Origin of the sequence: Corynebacterium mendelii (assembly GCF_017307055.1) — a bacterium.
Classification (GTDB): domain Bacteria; phylum Actinomycetota; class Actinomycetes; order Mycobacteriales; family Mycobacteriaceae; genus Corynebacterium; species Corynebacterium mendelii.
Genome location: NZ_JAFLEQ010000017.1, coordinates 70,444 through 85,941, shown reverse-complemented (window position 1 = coordinate 85,941; position 15,498 = coordinate 70,444). Strand labels below are relative to the sequence as shown.

The window sequence follows — 15,498 nt, the reverse complement described above, 5'->3', positions numbered from 1 at the left end:
CCGCGGGGGACAGGCGCCAGTGCCGGTCCTGCGGGGGTGTTTTTCCCGGTTGTGCAACACATGCGCCGCGGGTGGGGAAAAGACGGGATATGCCCGTCATTGGTGTAATCTTCACCTCTGCCGGGTACAACCGCCCGCCATGGACCGTCCCGCTGACCGGGGCGGGGCTTTTTCCCGCGGGGTTCCCGCATGTTCTTTTCACACTTTTCCCACCGCCGGGTGGCTTGTCATCCGGCCGTGGTTTTTTACACGGAGGTCTTCGACGGTTATGGCCGGAAACTCGAAACGCCAGGGCGCCATGCGCAAAACCAACAAGAAGGGCTCCCAGAAAGGAAGCGGTGGGCAGGTGCGCCGCGGCCTGCGGGGCAAAGGCCCCACGCCGAAAGCCGAGGACCGGGTCTACCATGCGGCGCACAAACGCAAAATTGAGCGGGAACGCAGACAACAGGGCCGTCACGACAAATCCGATTCTTCCGAGCTGGTGGTCGGGCGTAACCCGGTGCTGGAATGCCTGAAAGCGAAAGTCCCGGCCGAACAGCTGGTGGTGGTGGCCGGCACTTCCTCCGACGACCGGCTCACCCAGTCGGTGCAGCTTGCCCGGCACCGCGGGATCGCGATCCTGGAGGTGCAGAAACATGAGATGGACCATCTCACCGGCAACAGCATGCACCAGGGCATCGGCATCAAAATCCCGCCGTACACCTACGCCGATGTCGACGAGCTGATCGACCAGATCAAAAACACCGGGGAACCGGGCCTGGTGGTGTGCCTGGACAACATCACAGATCCCCGCAACCTGGGGGCGGTCATCCGTTCCGTGGCGGCTTTCGGCGGCCACGGGGTGGTCATCCCCGAGCGCCGCAGTGCTTCGGTGACGGCGGTGGCCTGGCGGACATCGGCCGGTACGGCCGCCCGTCTGCCGGTTGCCCGCGCGGTCAATATGACCAGAACAGTGAAGAAATTCCAGAAAGCCGGCTACCAGGTCGTCGGTTTGGCCGCCGGCGGTGAGCACACCCTGGACACCTACGACGGCACCGGCCCGACGGTGGTGGTTGTCGGCAGCGAGGGCAAGGGGATCTCCCGTCTGGTCAGTGAAAACTGCGACCAGCTGGTGTCGGTGCCGATGACCGACTGGGTGGAATCCCTCAACGCCTCCGTGGCGGCCGGTGTGGTGCTGGGGGAGTTCGCCCGGCAGCGCCGCGCCGTCACCCGCGGCTAGCGGCCCACCTTTCCCGGCCCTGTCCCGCCTGGCCCCGTGCCGGGCAACCAGGTCAGCCTATTGCGCACGGCCTGATCGTTAATCTTTCACAAAAACCCCAAGTAGACAACGTTTTTGTGGGCGGTGTAGCGTGACAGTCACCCACCGGCGGGGCCGGGGGAAACAAGATCTGCTTTCCTCTGCTGCTCCCCGGTTTCTGGTAGAAAAGCGGTGTCGGCGGTGGGCCGTCGGCACGCGGACGACAACAACGTGGGGTTGTGGGCAATGAGGGTCAAAGGTTTTCTCCGGCGGCTGATGGCCGCCACGGTATCGGCTGCAACAGCGGCCAGTTTGTTGTCTCCCGCGGTTGCGGCCGCCGATGAAGCCCCGCCGGCCGTGTCGGCCCCGGTTCCGGTTGAGGCCCCGCTGCTGCCGCCTGCTGCGGGGACGGTGAACGAATGCCCGGCCGCGGTGATGCTTCTGGCCCGCGGATCCGGTCAGCTGCGTCTGGAGCCTGCACGGCTTGCCAACGGGACGGAAGTCAACGGTTGGGAGGGCGAGACCCTCCGGCCGCTGCTGGAGCGGATCGACACCACCGATATCCGGGTGCATCCGCTGGCCTACGACCAGTATTCGGCCAACCCTTTTTGGACCGAACCCTATCAGGCGGGCGTGCGGCGCTCGGCTGTGGAAGGCGCCCTGGGGGCGATACGGGAAGCCGTCAGCTACGAGGACGCCACCGGCTGCCGTCCCGACTACATTGTCGTCGGCTACTCGCAGGGTGCGATGGCCATGGAAATGGCCGAACGGATCCTGGCGCTGTCGGGCAGGCTGACAGGCAGTGTCTATATCGGGGATCCGTGGCTGGATCCTTTCGACCCGGCACTGGTGGGGACCCCGACCGGTGGGAAGGGCATGCTGTTTCGCACCGGCCCGCTGTTTGCCTCCACATCGCTGCGGCTGTCGCCCGATGTGGTCGAATACTGCGAATTCGGTGACCCGGTCTGTGACAACACCCGGTCGTTTATCGACCAGGTGTCCCTCGGCGGCGCGACACCGCATCTGAGCTATTTCATCCGGGAACGTGACGCTGACCGGCTGGCCAACGAGGACTATGTTGTCGAGCGCATCAACCGCATGACCGAAGCCTCCCGGCAGCGCAAACGGCAGAAAACCAATGCCGCCGCCGTCACCCCGCTGACCTGGCGGATGATGGTGGCGGCCACCCCCGGCGAAATCAACCGGCTGTGGATCACAGCCCTGTTCAACCAGGCTCTGGCTGACGGGGTGCATGCCGCCGACCAGCGGCTGCGCCTGGTGGGCGGGGCACTGCCCGACGGTGGGCGGACAGTTCCCGCCACCACCTATGGGGTGGTGGGCGGTACCACAGCTGTGACCCTGATGAGCCTGGCCAATGCTTTCGTCGACGGCGGTGTCCCGGCGCTGGCGCAGGCCCTGTCGTCGGCTCCGGGCGGGTTGTCGTCCGGGGTCAATGCCCTGTGGGCGCTGTCATCGGCGACGGTATCGAGTCCGACATCGGTGTTTTACGGCACCAACCTGTCGAGTTGGGCGAGTTCGGACACCTTTTTGCTGACCACCCTGTCGGTCCAGGGGTCGGTGGCTTTGTCCACCGGGTCGCTGTAGGGGAAAGAGCAACGCTGGCCGCCGCCGGGTCCGTCGGGTGACGGACCGGGGTGGTAGTTTCTGCTGTATGGCGGGAAAGAAAACGGGTGCAACCCTGGGCAGTATCGCGGCGGAACTGGGGGTGTCGAAAACCACGGTGTCCAACGCCTACAACCATCCCGACCGGCTGTCGAAACCGCTGCGGGACCTGATTTTCGCCACCGCCGCCGACCACGGCTACCCCGGCCCGCATCCCACCGCCAGAAGTCTGAAAACCCGCCGCACCGGTGCGGTGGGGGTGCTGTTGACCGAACATCTGACCTACGCCTTCGAGGACCTGGCGTCGGTGAGTTTCCTGGCCGGGATGGCGGAAGCCCTGGCCGGGCCGAAAACCCCCATGCTGCTGCTTCCCGTCGGCCCGGATCCCAGTGTGGAAAAAGCCGCCGCGGCACGCCTGGTCAACTCCTGCGCGGTCGACGGGTTCGTGGTGTATTCGGTGGCCGCCGATGATCCCTATCTGGCGGCGGTGCGCTCCCATGACACACCGGTGGTCATCTGTGACCAGCCGGCCGATGATCCGCAGGCGGCTTTTGTCGGTATCGATGACCGGTTGGCCATCGCCCCGGCCGCCCGGGCGCTTTTGGAGGCCGGGCACACCAGTATCGGGATTTTGACCATCCGTTTGGACCGGCAGAAAAACGACGGCCCGGTCAGCCCGCAGCGTCTGGCGGGCGCCGGTCACCATGTGCAGCGCTCACGGGTCACCGGTGCCCTGGAGGTATTTGCCCGGGCGGGAATCGACCCGGGGACTGTGCCGGTGATCGAACGGCACATCAACGACGCCGCCAACTGCCGGGATGCGGCCGCGGAAATGCTGCACAACCATCCGCGGATCACCGCGGTACTGTGCACCACCGACTCGATGGCCCTGGGGGTGATCGACTATGCGCAGGCCCACGGCATCCGCGTGCCCGAGGATTTGTCGGTGACCGGTTTCGACGGCATTATCACCGCCCTGCACCGGGATGTGACCACGGTGATCCAGCCGACCAAAGACAAAGGCCGCGCCACCGGTGAGGTATTGATGACCCTTCTGTCCCCGCCGCCCGGCGGGGCGGTCAAAGCGGAAAAAACCATTCTGCCGACCGTGTTCCGGCCGGGATCAACGGTGGCCGCCCCACGGCCGGGGCGGCTGCGCTAGGACACAAAGACCCGGTAGCGGTGCCACCGGCGGGGCGGGGGCCGGTGGTTTAAAACACCCCGCCCCACGGATTGCCGTCGCTGCGGAAGGGATTGGCTGACCCTGGCATGCCCGGGGTTTTCAGGGTTGCCAGCGTGTGGTTCAAAAGCCTGCCCCCCGCCCTGGGCTGGAGCTGGGGTGCCGCCGGTTGGTCCGGCCGGTGGCTTATCGACAGTCCGCCGCCGGTGGACGGTTCCACCATCCAGTGTCCGGCGGCCCCCGGCAGCGCCCGGGCTATCACCGACGGGACCGTCGGCTGCGTGGAGGCGACGATGATCTGCGCCGGTTCCAGCCCGTCCACCTGACATCTGGCGGTGAAAATCAGTGACGACATTAGCTCCGGGGGAAGCTCCGCGTCGGAGAAATCACACAGCACCAGCCCCCCGCCCAGCAGCCGGGCGGCAGCCACCGCGGCGGTGATAAACAGCCAGGAACAGATGTTGCCGGTGTCGGTGGCGCTGCCGATGACCAGGTCGGGGGCGTTGATGTGGGCGACCCGCATTTTTTTGATCAGATCCTGCAGATCGGCATGGCTGATGCTGCCCGGGTTGATGTCGGTGGTCACCCGGCCGGCCAGGCAGTCATCGATGAAGCGGGCCGGGCGCCGCAGCGCCGGGGAGGCCAGATGCTCGTCGATGGTCACCGATTCCACTGTCGGATCCAACGATTTCAGCACCGTCGGCAGTGATGACAGTGATCCGGGGTTTGTCACCATGCTGTCGAGCAGAACCGACCATTCGCGGTTTTGCCGGCCGCGCTCACGATGGAAGGGGGTGGGGACCCGGACGATGGCGTCGGCCAGCCAGGACAGGGCCGTATCGAAACTGGTGCCGCGGTCGTGGGCGCGCCAGGCCGAGACCGCCAGGGTCCACGGGGTGAGCATCTCCGTGATGATGCGGGTCGCCGCGAAATTGACACCGGAATCGGTGTGGAAAAACATTTTGTCCGCGGTGCGGGTGTACAGCGGCAGCCACCGGTCCTCGTCGCGCACGCGCAGCGATTCTTTGCGCACCCCCTCCCGGGAGAGGGTGAGCTGGAAGTCGTAGCGGTAGCCGTCACTGACCCAGAAAATCCGCATCGTCGTCGGCTCGTCGACATGGTAGGGGTGCGGGTGAAACAGCTTTTTGGTCAGTGCCGGGTCGTCGGCTGACCCGGCCACCGCCGCCGACAGCCCCGCCAGGCAGGAGAAAATATCGGTTTTCCCGGCCATCGTTTCCCCGCTGACCGTTCCCGCCCCGTAGATGACCGAGGACCATCTCCGGTCGGCGGGCCAGGGGGCCGTGAATTCGGGATGGCGCATGTCGAGTGCCGCTTCGGCAACGACCGAGCGGTAATTGGACACGGAGAACTTCACCAGCACGCCCACCAGTATAAAGGCCCGGGCGACAACCACACGCCGGTAGCGGCGGCCATCCGGTGGGGCAGCAGTGTTTACCTGCGGTTGTTTTCCCCGTCACCGGGACAATCCGCCCCGGACCCGGGTGCCCCCGGCTGTGGAGCATCCGGCACTGACGGGGGTGAAAAAACGCCCCGTCAACCACCCGGGCCGATTGCAGCCACGGTCACAATGCTGTGTGTGCCGCACGCCGGTCGGCCAGCAGGGTAAGAAACACCCCGACTTCGTCGACATCGGCGACCCGCGCTGTGGCGGCCGTTGCTCCGGGGCCGACTTTCACCCCCAGATCAGTTTCGGTGAGGACAGCGAAACCGGCTTCGTCGGTGGTGTCGTCGCCGAGGAACACCACCCGGTCGGCGCCGGTGGCCGTGCGCTGCCGGGTGATCCAGTCACCTTTGGTGATGCTGCTTGCCGACAGCTCCACAATGCAGCTGCCGACAGTGGTGTGGATGCCGTCCATGGCGGCACCGGTGTCGACTGCCCGGGACATCAGCGTCTGTGCCACAGCGGTGTCGGTGACTTTCCGAACGTGCAGACACGCCTGGAAGGGTTTGCGTTCCACGAAACATCCCGCAACCCCCGCGGCCAGGTGCTCCAGGGCTTCGGCGGCCCGGTGCACACGATCTCGCTGCTCCGCGGTGACCGGACTGTCGATGCTGGTGGTTTCCGCGCCGTGGCTTCCCGCCAGGACAATCGCCGGGGAAAAATCAGTGACGGTGGACAGGGTGGCCAGATCCCGCCCGCTGAGCACGGCGACGGTGGTACCGGCCAGCCGGGCGAGTTTTTCCAGGGCGGCCACCGACAGCATGTTCGGTTGCGGGGAAAAGGTGTTGCCGGTCAACGGGGCGATGGTGCCGTCGAAATCACTGACGACCAAAAGGCGGCCGCATTCGGCCAACTGCTGCGGGAGGGACACCATGTGGGTGAGTCTAGTCGCCCGCGGCCCCTATCCGCCCGGGGCGACCAACCGCAGGGCGTTGCGGGTGAGAGCGTCTTCCGGCTGGGCATCCGGTCCGGGCGCCGGTGTGAGCAGCAGCGCCCTGCTGCCGTCACGGGTGAGCAGATACTGCCCGGAAGAGAAAAACCCGGCGATCCGGTCATGGAAAAAACGTGCCGCCCCCGTACAGTCGACCGGCTGAAACACCGGGTCGGTGACCGACACGACAAACCGTTGGGGCTGGTCGGCGGAGGTATCCTTGCGCAGTGTTGTGGCGGCCCGGAACTGCCCGCAGCCGGTGTTGCCGACCATGCCCTGCCCGTCGAAGACCAGCAGTGCTTTCCCGGCGGTGTCGTCGGGAAGCTGCGGGGGATTGTCCAGCTCGGTGTAGACGCCGGTGATCTGCCAGGTGGTGTCTGTCACCGGCAGGGCCGCCTGGCCCCCGCCGCAGCCGGCGGCTGCCACCAGGCCTGCCGCAGCTGCGGCCACGGCCGTCGCCCGGCGGAAAAATTGCTGGTTTTTCACAGGCTCGTGCCTTTCGGGGATAAAAGACAGGACAAAAATTTTTGTGCCCACCACGTCACGTCGCAGTTCCGGACGGTCTCGGCCATGGCGTGCATGCGGGCTGCCGCGGCATCCGGGTGAGCGGTCATCTCGGCGGCGGCCGCGGCCATGGCCCGGGGCAGGTCTTCCGGGGCATGGGGGTTGATCAGATGGGCCTGGGTGAGTTCCCGGGCGGCACCGGTGAACTCACTGAGCACCAGCGCCCCGCTGCCGTCGGTGTGGCAGGCCACAAATTCCTTGGCCACCAGGTTCATGCCGTCTTTGAAAGCATTGACCACCATCACGTCGGTGGCCCGGTACAGCTGGTAGAGCTTCTCGGCGGGCAGGGTGCCGTGCAGATAGTGCACCACCGGATGGCCGATGGTGCCGAAACGCCCGTTGATCCGGCCGACTGCCTGCTCCACTTCCCGCCGGGTGGCCCGGTAGTGTTCCAGCCGCTCCCGGGAAGGGGTGGCAACCTGCACGAACACGGTGTGTTCGGGGTCGAGTTCCGCGCTGTCGAGCAGCTGCTCGAAGGCCTGCAGCCGCTGCAGGATGCCTTTGGTGTAGTCCATCCGGTCCACGCCCGTGATCACCAGCCGCGGATCGCCCAACTGGCGGCGCAGGCTCTCCGGGTCGGTGGCGGCAGCCTGCTCCACCACTGTGGCGGTGTCGATGGAAATCGGGAATGCGCCCACCGCGCTGGTGTGGCCGTCCGTGCCCGTCACCGAGGCGGTGGCGGCAAAACAGGAGGGTGTTCCGGCAACCCGTGCGGCCGGGAAGGTCCGTTGCACGGTGGCCAGGAAGTTTTTCGCGCAGTCCACCAGATGGAAACCGATCAGGTCGGCCTGCAGCAGGCCGGACAGTATTTCTTCCCGCCACGGAAGCTGGCTGAACAAATCCGGGGACGGGAAAGGGATGTGGCAGAAAAAACCGCAGCGGATATCCGGCCGGAGTTTTTTGAGCATTCCCGGCACCAGCTGCAGCTGGTAGTCCTGCACCCACACGGTGGCGCCGGGGGCGGCCACGGCCGCGGTGTGGTGCGCGTAGCGCCGGTTGACCTTCCGGTAGCGGGAAAACCACTGCGGGTTGTAGACCGGTTCGACGATCCGGTCGTGGTAGAGCGGCCACAAGGTGGCATTGGACATGCCCTCGTAAAACAGGCGGTAGTCGTCCTCGTCGAGCTGGACCTGCACCACCGACAGCCCGTCACAGGGGCCCAGCGCAACGGGCGGGTCCTGCGGGTCGCCGGCGATCTGGCCGTTCCAGCCGACCCAGTGGCCGTGATGGGTTTTCAGCACCGGGCGCAGCGCGGTCACCAGCCCACCGGGACTGGGGCTGGCGGTGATGCCGCCGTCGGCTGTCCGGGTGATGTCCACGGGCAGCCGGTTGGCGGTGACAACGAAATCTGCCGGGTGCGGGTGAGAAAGCCTGGATGCCACGGGGATCGGGTAACAGTCGGTGTCGGGGGAGGGGTGCTACGACTTCTTGGTGGTCTTTTTCGCGGCGGTCTTTTTCGTTGTTTTCTTCGCCGTGGTTTTCTTGGTGGTTTTCTTCGCCGCTTTTTTGGTGGTCTTTTTCGCGGCTGTTTTCTTCGTTGTTTTCTTCGCCGTGGACTTTTTGGTCGTCTTCTTGGTGGCCTTCTTGGCGGCGGCTTTCTTCGTCGCCTTGCGTCCCCGCTTTGATTTTTCCGCGGCAGCCTGGGCTTCCGCATGCTCGGTGGCGAGCTTTTTGTAGTCCAGCTCTTCCGGGGCGACTCCCAGCATGCTCATCAGCGTGGCGGCATCGAAGAAGTCCTCGGCATAGGTGGCGACCACCCGGCGGGCGGCGGCCGCGGTATCCGAGTTGATCGAGTGGAGGGACTCTGCGTTGGGGGTGCGGGTTTCTGTGACCTTCGGTGGCACGAATCCTCCTGGGATGGTGGCTGGAAAACGAATCGGTGCCGGGGATTTCTCCTCCGGGCTTTCCCGCCGGGAGCGGCGGGCGGCGGGCACCCTATGATGTGCCGGCAGTGCAACCACTCTACCTTACCGGTTTCAGGCGCGGTCGCTGCATACCCGGCGGGCTGCCGGGGATTGTCAGTAGCTGCCGTGGTGGTAGTCGGTGCGCCCGGCGATATCGGTGCGGCGGTTGGAATCGGTGAACAGGCTTCTGCGGCCGTGGACCAGATGGCGGTACCAGTCGGCGGGGCGGGGGCGGCGGATTTTCCGGGCGATCCATTCCCCCAGCACCACCCCGGCGGCCAGCGCGGATCCGATGGCCAGGGCCAGCGCCAGGTTGGCGAAACCGAGCAGCATCTGATCGTGCAGTACCGCATACATGCCCCGGTAGATCGCCAGCCCGGGCAGCAGCGGCGTGATTCCGGCGACGGCGGTAATCAGCGGGGGAATCAAAAACCTGCGGGCCAGCAAACCACCGGCCAGGCCGATGATTGTCGCCGCGGCCCCCAGCCCGGCGACCGGGCCGACATCCATCGGCAGGCACACGAAATAGTAGAAGCCGCTTCCCGCCGCTGCCGTTAAACCGGCCACCAGCACCGATGACCAGTCCGCGTAGAGGGCCACAGCGAAACCGGCCGAAGCTATCGCCCCGGAGATCACCTTCACCCCGGGGGATGCCACCGGGCCTGCGGCCGCGGTTTCCAACGGCGGCAGTGATATATCCAGTGCCCCGGCCAGCTGAATACCCAGACCGACCCCGGCAATAATGCCGCCGGTGAGCAAAATCGTGTCGAAAAACCGTGCTGAAGCGGTCACCGGCGCGCCGGTGATTCCGTCCTGCAGCGACTGCACCAGAGTCAGGCCGGCCAGCATGGCCACAATGCCGGAAGCCACAATCTGGCTGGGGGTGATCTCATAGTCGTTGATCAACGCCCACTGGTAGGTCAGGGCAGCGGGCACGGTGGCCACCACACCGCCGAAAATGTTTTTGAAAAAGTCCGGCAGCCCCTGTTTGCCGAGAATGGTGAACCCGTGCATGATCACCACCGCCGACAGCGTGGAGATCACCGTCACCACCAGGTTGCCGCCCAGCAGCACGGCAACGGCACCGGTCATCACGGCCCAACCGGCCAGCGATGTCAGATACCCGTAGGGCGGCGGGGCGGCCATGATCGTATCCAGCCGGGCTTCCGCCTGGGAGGGGGTGGTTTGCCCCATGCGGATCGACCGGATCAGCTTGTCGACTTCCTGCAGCTTGGAAAAATCCAGCGACAGTTTGCCCACCACCCGGAAAATACTGATCGGATGGTCCCGGAAATCACCGACGTGGGTGAACACGGTGATGGTGTTGAACGTGATGTCAACATGGCAGTAGTGCAGGCCATAGGCGGAGGCCACGGTGTGGATTTGTGCCTTGGCGTCGGTGTTGCCGGTTCCGGCGGACAGCAGAATATCGCCGATGCGGGCAGCCAGGTCCATAATGCCCGACACCTGGCGGGGATCGGTCAAATCCACCGGGGCCAGCGGGGAGGGCGGCGGGGCTGCTGTTGCCGCATCAATGGTCGACAGGCGGCCGCGGCGGGACAGCAACTGCGTCAACTGTGCCGCAGCACCGGATAGACGGCGCACGGGGACCTCCGGGAAAGATGAAACTGGTTGGATTCGGCGGGAGGCGGCATCAGGGGCGCACAACCGGGCCTGTGGTGCACTTGGCGGATTACCGCCGGTCACCCCAGGAACAATCGTCCGGCCGGTGTCCCCGGCCGCCGGCCACATAGTACCGCTTCACCGGCAGGGTGCCCAGGTGGAAAAACACTCCCGGTGATCCTCCCAGCGCACAGCCCCGGCGATCGTGCCGTGAGGGCGGTGGGCCGGCTGCCGGCGGAGCCTGGACAGTAAAAACCCGGGGCAACCCCGGGTGGTGGCAACGGTGGGCGGCGGTGTCTTTGTTTCCCGCGGTTTTGGCCCCTGGTCTGTGGTTTTCGTGTTTGACGGACAAGTGTTGTAGCATCCTTTGATACGTGCCCGCCGCGCGGGGAACCGGTCCGGATAACTGTAACCGGCCCCTACGTCGTGGTCCGCTTGAAATGGCGGTGCGAAGTGGCATGGGTGCTGGAGTGGCGCAATCGGTAGCGCACCTGTCTTGTAAACAGGTGGTTGTGAGTTCGAGTCTCATCTCCAGCTCACAATAGACCCCCCACCTGGAATTCCAGGTGGGGGGCATTTTTTTGGGCGGGGCCGGGACAACGGGGTGATGGGCGGCCATCGGCCCGCCACGGATGTGCCCGCGGCGGGAAATTCATCCCGCCGCGCTGACCGGTCCGGTCATCACACCTGTTCGTCGGGGGTGCGGGCCCATTCCACCAGGTGGTCGATGAGGTGGCGGCGGCGGGCTTTTTCCGCCGGGGTGGTCGGGGTGTTGGCGTTGTGGATCCACAGCCCGTCGGCGGCCAGTCGTGCGGCGAAGGCGTTGCTGCCCCGGCCGTCATCATCCGGCGGCGGCGGGGACCAGCGGGCTTCCACCGCATCCCAGGATGCCGACATATTCGGGGTGGTGATGGCGTGGACGGTCACAATCAGTTCCGCGGGGGTTGATTTTTCGGCCATCGACCGGATGAATGCTTCGGTTCTGGTGTCCCGGTCGACTTCATCTGCTGTGCCCCCGGCAAGGTGCTCCATCTCCTGTTCCCAGTCGGCGGCGAGTTTTTCGTGTATCCCCTCATGCAGCGCCACCATGGTGGGGAAGTGGTAGAGCAGCCCGCCTTTGGAGACCCCTGCTTTGGCGGCCACCGCATCCATGGTCACCGCCGCCATTCCCCCCTCGGTGATGATGTCAATGGCGGCGGCGATGATCTGGTCTTTTTTACTGGGGCGCATCAGCTATCACGTTCGGTTGTCCGGTTGCTGCCGGTTGGCTTGGTTCGGTTTGGTGCCATTGTTGCACGCAACGGCGGAAACAGCCGGTTCAAAACCACTGCCAGCACCGCTGCGGTGGCGGCGGCGATGAACAAAACCCACTGTGCCGCGGCATCGTAGGCGTGGCCGGCGGCCTGGGATACGGCACCATCGGCGTGGTTGAGTGCCCCGATCACATCGGTGGCGTGGCCGTCGGGTGCACCGAGCCGGTAGCCGACCTCCATCAAGGTGCCGAAGGTGGTGATCGCCAGCAGGAAACCGACCTCGTAGGCCACTTCCTCCAGCGATCCGACAGTCCCGGCCGAGTGTTTCGGAACGGTGGTGATCACCGCCGCGTTCGATGAAGCCTGGGCGGTGCCCAGCCCAAGACCCGCAATCATCAGGCCCGTAACGAAAGCCGTCATGTGCACGTCACCGTCGCTGAACGCCGTCGCGGAGACAACGATTCCGGCTGTGGTGACCGTCAACCCGGCGGTGACCACCGCCCGCACCCCGAAGCGGGGCATGACCTGTCCGCCGATGAGGGTGCCGGGGATCGCCGAGACCGCTACCGCGGTGGTGACCAGCCCGGCCTGAAGGGCGGTGAAACCGCCGACCAGCTGAAAACGCTGGGTGGTGACAAATTCCAGGCCGCCGGGAATGATCATGGTCAACAGGGCGGTCGCCAATCCCGCCAGCAGCACCGGGTGGCGCAGCGCCGCCGGATCGGCGATCCGGGTGGCCGGATGGCGTTGCCTGCGCTTCAACAGCATGACGGCACCGGCGGTGGCTGCCACGGCCCCGGCAGCCGTCATCCAGGCCGCGGTCGGGGAAGTGCCACCGGCGCCGGTGGTGGTGTGGGCGACAGCTTCGAACGCCAGCACCAGGGAACCGACGGCCACCATCAGCAGCACCGAGTTGACCACACTGAAGCGGCGTCCCGGTTGCGCCACGTTGGCCGGGCCCACCGCTTTCAGTGCCAGTGCCACCAGGGCGATCAGCGGAAGCTGCGCGGCAAACAGCAGATGCCAGTCGAGATATTCGAGCAGGGCGCCGCCGATGATCGGGCCGAGTGCCACAGAAGCCAGAAACACCGCATTCCAGATGCCGACCGCGCGGCTTAGCTCCCGGTGGTCGGTGAAGGTGACTTTCAGCAGGGCCAGTGTGGCGGGCATCAAACAGGCGGCACCCAGTCCCAGCACGGCCCGGCCGGTGATGAGAACCGCCGGGCCGGGGGCCACCGTCGAGATGGTGCAGCCGACGGCAAAAACCGCCAGCCCGAGGGCGAACAGGCGGCGGTGGCCGATGCGGTCACCCAGGGAACCGGCGCCGATGAGCATGCCGGCCAGCACCAGTGAATAGCTGTTGATGATCCACAGTGACTGGCCGCCGGTGGCCGGCAGGGTGGCCCGGATGGTGGGCAGGGCGGTCAGCAGCACCGAATTGTTCAAACCGATCAGAAACAGTGCCGCCGACAGCACGGCCAGAAATAGCCAGCGGGTGCGGTATTCCCGGGTGGTCCGGTGGAAAGCCGTGGAAGCCATTGCTGTCAGCTCTTTCGTGTCGTCGTCCGTGCGGGAAACCGTTACTGTAACGGCTGGACGGTATAAAAACAAACCGGGTGGACGGTAAAGTTACCGGGGGTGGGGTTGGCGGGTGTGTGGCGGGTCAACGGCCTGCCGGGCGACTGGGTGCCGTATGCCGGATGCGGTGTGGAGTTGACGGTGACTGATTGTCCACCGGCTTTTTCGTTGTCTGGCACATCACACGCAAGGCAGTGTTTATCCAGGTTGGATGCCGGTGAAAGACAACCTGCGGCAATCTGTGTCCGGTGGGTGCGCCCGTCCGGACGGCACGGTGACGGGGAATTTGTTTGACTGGGACGGGAAAGAAAACACCACCTAAAAAACGGCAACCGTTTATCTGTCAAGGAGAGTGACCGTGGCCGACAATTTCGCCCACCAGATCGTCAAAGCACTGGAAGCCCAGGGGGTCACACGCATCTACGGGCTGACCGGCGACAGTCTCAACCCGATCGTTGATGCTGTGTCTGATTCATCCATTCAGTGGGTGCATGTGCGCAATGAAGAGGCCGCCGCTTTCGCCGCGGAAGCCGACTCCCTGGCCACCGGGGAGTTGGCGGTGTGCGCCGGTTCCTGCGGCCCGGGGAACCTGCACCTGATCCAGGGGCTCTACGACGCGCACCGCAACCGGGCGAAGGTGCTGGCGATCGCCTCCCACATCCCGAGCGTGCAGATTGGCTCGAACTTTTTCCAGGAAACCCATCCCACCCATGTGTTCAAGGAATGCTCCGGCTACTGTGAGCTGGCCAATTCCGCCGAACAGGGGGCGGTGATCCTGCACCACGCCATCCAGTCGACGATGGCCGGACAAGGCGTGTCAGTGCTGGTCATCCCGGGTGATGTTTCCACCCAGGATGCGTCCAACAACCACTATCTCGAATCGCGGATCGCGGTGAACCGGCCGGTTGTCTACCCCCATGACAGGGATGCCGCCCGGCTGGTGGAAGCGATCAACAATGCTTCTTCGGTGGCCCTGTTTTGTGGTGTGGGCTGCAAAGACGCCCGGGAACAGGTGCTGGCGCTGGCAGAGAAAATCAAAGCGCCCGTCGGCCACGCCCTGGGCGGGAAAATGTTCATCCAGCACGACAACCCCTTCGATGTCGGCATGTCGGGGCTGTTGGGCTACGGCGCCTGCTTTGATGCCTGCAATGACGCCGACCTGCTGATCATGCTGGGCACCGATTTCCCGTACAACAATTTCCTGCCCGACAACAATGTCGCCCAGGTCGATATCGACGGGGCGGCGATAGGTCGGCGCACCAAGGTGAAATATCCGGTGGTCGGTGATGTGGCCGCCACCATCGACACCATCCTGCCGCACGTGGAAGAGAAAACCGACCGCAGTTTCCTGGACAGGATGCTGCGGGCGCACGAGAAAAACCTGCGGCACGTCATCGAGGCCTACACGAAAAACATCGACCACCACACCCCGATCCATCCCGAGTACGCGGCCCGCATCATCGACGAGGAAGCCGCACACGATGCGATCTTTACCGCCGATACCGGCATGTGCAACGTCTGGTCGGCCCGCTACATCAACAACGACACCGGCAACCGGCAGCTGATCGGTTCCTTCCGCCACGGAACCATGGCCAATGCCCTGCCGCAGGCCATCGGCGCCCAGCTGGCCCACCCGGACCGGCAGGTGATTTCTTTGTGCGGTGACGGCGGGCTGTCGATGCTGCTCGGGGAGCTGCTGACCGTGAAACTGCATGATCTGCCGGTGAAAATGTTCGTGTTCAACAACAGCTCGCTGGGCATGGTGAAACTGGAGATGCTGGTTGAGGGCATCCCCGAATCGGAAACCGACCACGAGCATGTCTCCTACGCCGATATTGCCGCGGCGGCGGGAATCACAGCCATCGAAATAAGGGATCCGAAAAAACTCCGGGAAGGCATTGCCGCGGCGCTGGCTGAACCCGGCCCGGTGCTGGTGGACATGGTCACCGACCCCAATGCCCTGTCGATTCCGCCGGATATCACCTTCAGCCAGATTCAGGGCTTCACCAAAGCCGCCGCCCGCACGGTGCTGGAAGGCGGCGTCGGCAAAATGTATGACCTGGCCAAATCCAATCTGCGCAATATCCCCCGCCCGTAGCGCAGACGCCGATAGGGGCGCCGATGCTTTCGGCGGCCCGCCACC

At 65.2% G+C, this 15,498-nt stretch carries 12 protein-coding genes and 1 tRNA gene; 5 read left to right on the top strand and 8 right to left on the bottom strand.

Features of this window, described 5'->3' with window-relative positions:
• Window positions 1-268 precede the first annotated feature (268 nt).
• The 3 genes from rlmB to JZY06_RS10710 all read left to right on the top strand — a co-directional run bounded on the left by rlmB (window position 269) and on the right by JZY06_RS10710 (window position 4,022).
• Window positions 269-1,219 (top strand): 23S rRNA (guanosine(2251)-2'-O)-methyltransferase RlmB, encoded by a 951-nt coding sequence (gene rlmB / locus JZY06_RS10720; protein WP_207279555.1) that lies wholly within the window; start codon window positions 269-271, stop codon window positions 1,217-1,219.
• Between the two features lie 294 nt (window positions 1,220-1,513).
• Window positions 1,514-2,842, top strand: a complete 1,329-nt coding sequence (locus tag JZY06_RS10715) for an alpha/beta hydrolase family protein (protein WP_207279554.1) — start codon at window positions 1,514-1,516, stop codon at window positions 2,840-2,842.
• 67 nt (window positions 2,843-2,909) lie between these two features.
• Window positions 2,910-4,022, top strand: coding sequence for a LacI family DNA-binding transcriptional regulator (locus JZY06_RS10710; protein WP_207279553.1), 1,113 nt, complete (start codon window positions 2,910-2,912; stop codon window positions 4,020-4,022).
• A gap of 49 nt (window positions 4,023-4,071) precedes the next feature.
• Here the strand turns inward: JZY06_RS10710 and JZY06_RS10705 are convergent, their stop codons facing one another.
• From JZY06_RS10705 to thrE, 6 genes are all read right to left on the bottom strand, one after another.
• Window positions 4,072-5,421, bottom strand: a complete 1,350-nt coding sequence (locus tag JZY06_RS10705; protein WP_207279552.1) for an AAA family ATPase — start codon at window positions 5,419-5,421, stop codon at window positions 4,072-4,074.
• Window positions 5,422-5,623: 202 nt separating this feature from the next.
• On the bottom strand, window positions 5,624-6,376 hold the full coding sequence (gene otsB, locus JZY06_RS10700) for a trehalose-phosphatase (protein ID WP_207279551.1): 753 nt from the start codon (window positions 6,374-6,376) through the stop codon (window positions 5,624-5,626).
• A gap of 27 nt (window positions 6,377-6,403) precedes the next feature.
• Complete coding sequence (locus JZY06_RS10695) at window positions 6,404-6,919, bottom strand: hypothetical protein (RefSeq protein WP_207279550.1); 516 nt, start codon at window positions 6,917-6,919, stop codon at window positions 6,404-6,406.
• Window positions 6,916-8,379 (bottom strand): alpha,alpha-trehalose-phosphate synthase (UDP-forming), encoded by a 1,464-nt coding sequence (locus tag JZY06_RS10690; RefSeq protein ID WP_207279549.1) that lies wholly within the window; start codon window positions 8,377-8,379, stop codon window positions 6,916-6,918. The genes JZY06_RS10695 and JZY06_RS10690 overlap by 4 nt, the downstream gene beginning before the upstream one ends.
• A gap of 36 nt (window positions 8,380-8,415) precedes the next feature.
• On the bottom strand, window positions 8,416-8,841 hold the full coding sequence (locus JZY06_RS10685; protein WP_207279548.1) for a hypothetical protein: 426 nt from the start codon (window positions 8,839-8,841) through the stop codon (window positions 8,416-8,418).
• A 174-nt stretch (window positions 8,842-9,015) separates the two neighbouring features.
• A complete protein-coding gene (thrE, locus tag JZY06_RS10680) occupies window positions 9,016-10,476 on the bottom strand; it encodes a threonine/serine exporter ThrE (RefSeq protein WP_242516982.1) in 1,461 nt (486 codons plus the stop codon).
• 512 nt (window positions 10,477-10,988) lie between these two features.
• On the opposite strand from thrE, the gene JZY06_RS10675 reads away from it, so the two are divergent.
• Window positions 10,989-11,061 (top strand) — tRNA-Thr (locus JZY06_RS10675).
• A gap of 144 nt (window positions 11,062-11,205) precedes the next feature.
• Here the strand turns inward: JZY06_RS10675 and JZY06_RS10670 are convergent.
• Together JZY06_RS10670 and JZY06_RS10665 are read right to left on the bottom strand one after the other, a co-directional pair.
• The gene (locus JZY06_RS10670) at window positions 11,206-11,754 is read right to left on the bottom strand and encodes a TetR/AcrR family transcriptional regulator (RefSeq protein ID WP_207279546.1); all 549 of its coding nucleotides are present in this window, start codon (window positions 11,752-11,754) and stop codon (window positions 11,206-11,208) included.
• Window positions 11,754-13,316, bottom strand: a complete 1,563-nt coding sequence (locus JZY06_RS10665) for an MFS transporter (RefSeq protein WP_207279545.1) — start codon at window positions 13,314-13,316, stop codon at window positions 11,754-11,756. The genes JZY06_RS10670 and JZY06_RS10665 overlap by 1 nt, the downstream gene beginning before the upstream one ends.
• A gap of 397 nt (window positions 13,317-13,713) precedes the next feature.
• On the opposite strand from JZY06_RS10665, the gene JZY06_RS10660 reads away from it, so the two are divergent.
• Window positions 13,714-15,453, top strand: coding sequence for a pyruvate dehydrogenase (locus JZY06_RS10660; protein WP_207279544.1), 1,740 nt, complete (start codon window positions 13,714-13,716; stop codon window positions 15,451-15,453).
• Window positions 15,454-15,498: the final 45 nt, after the last annotated feature.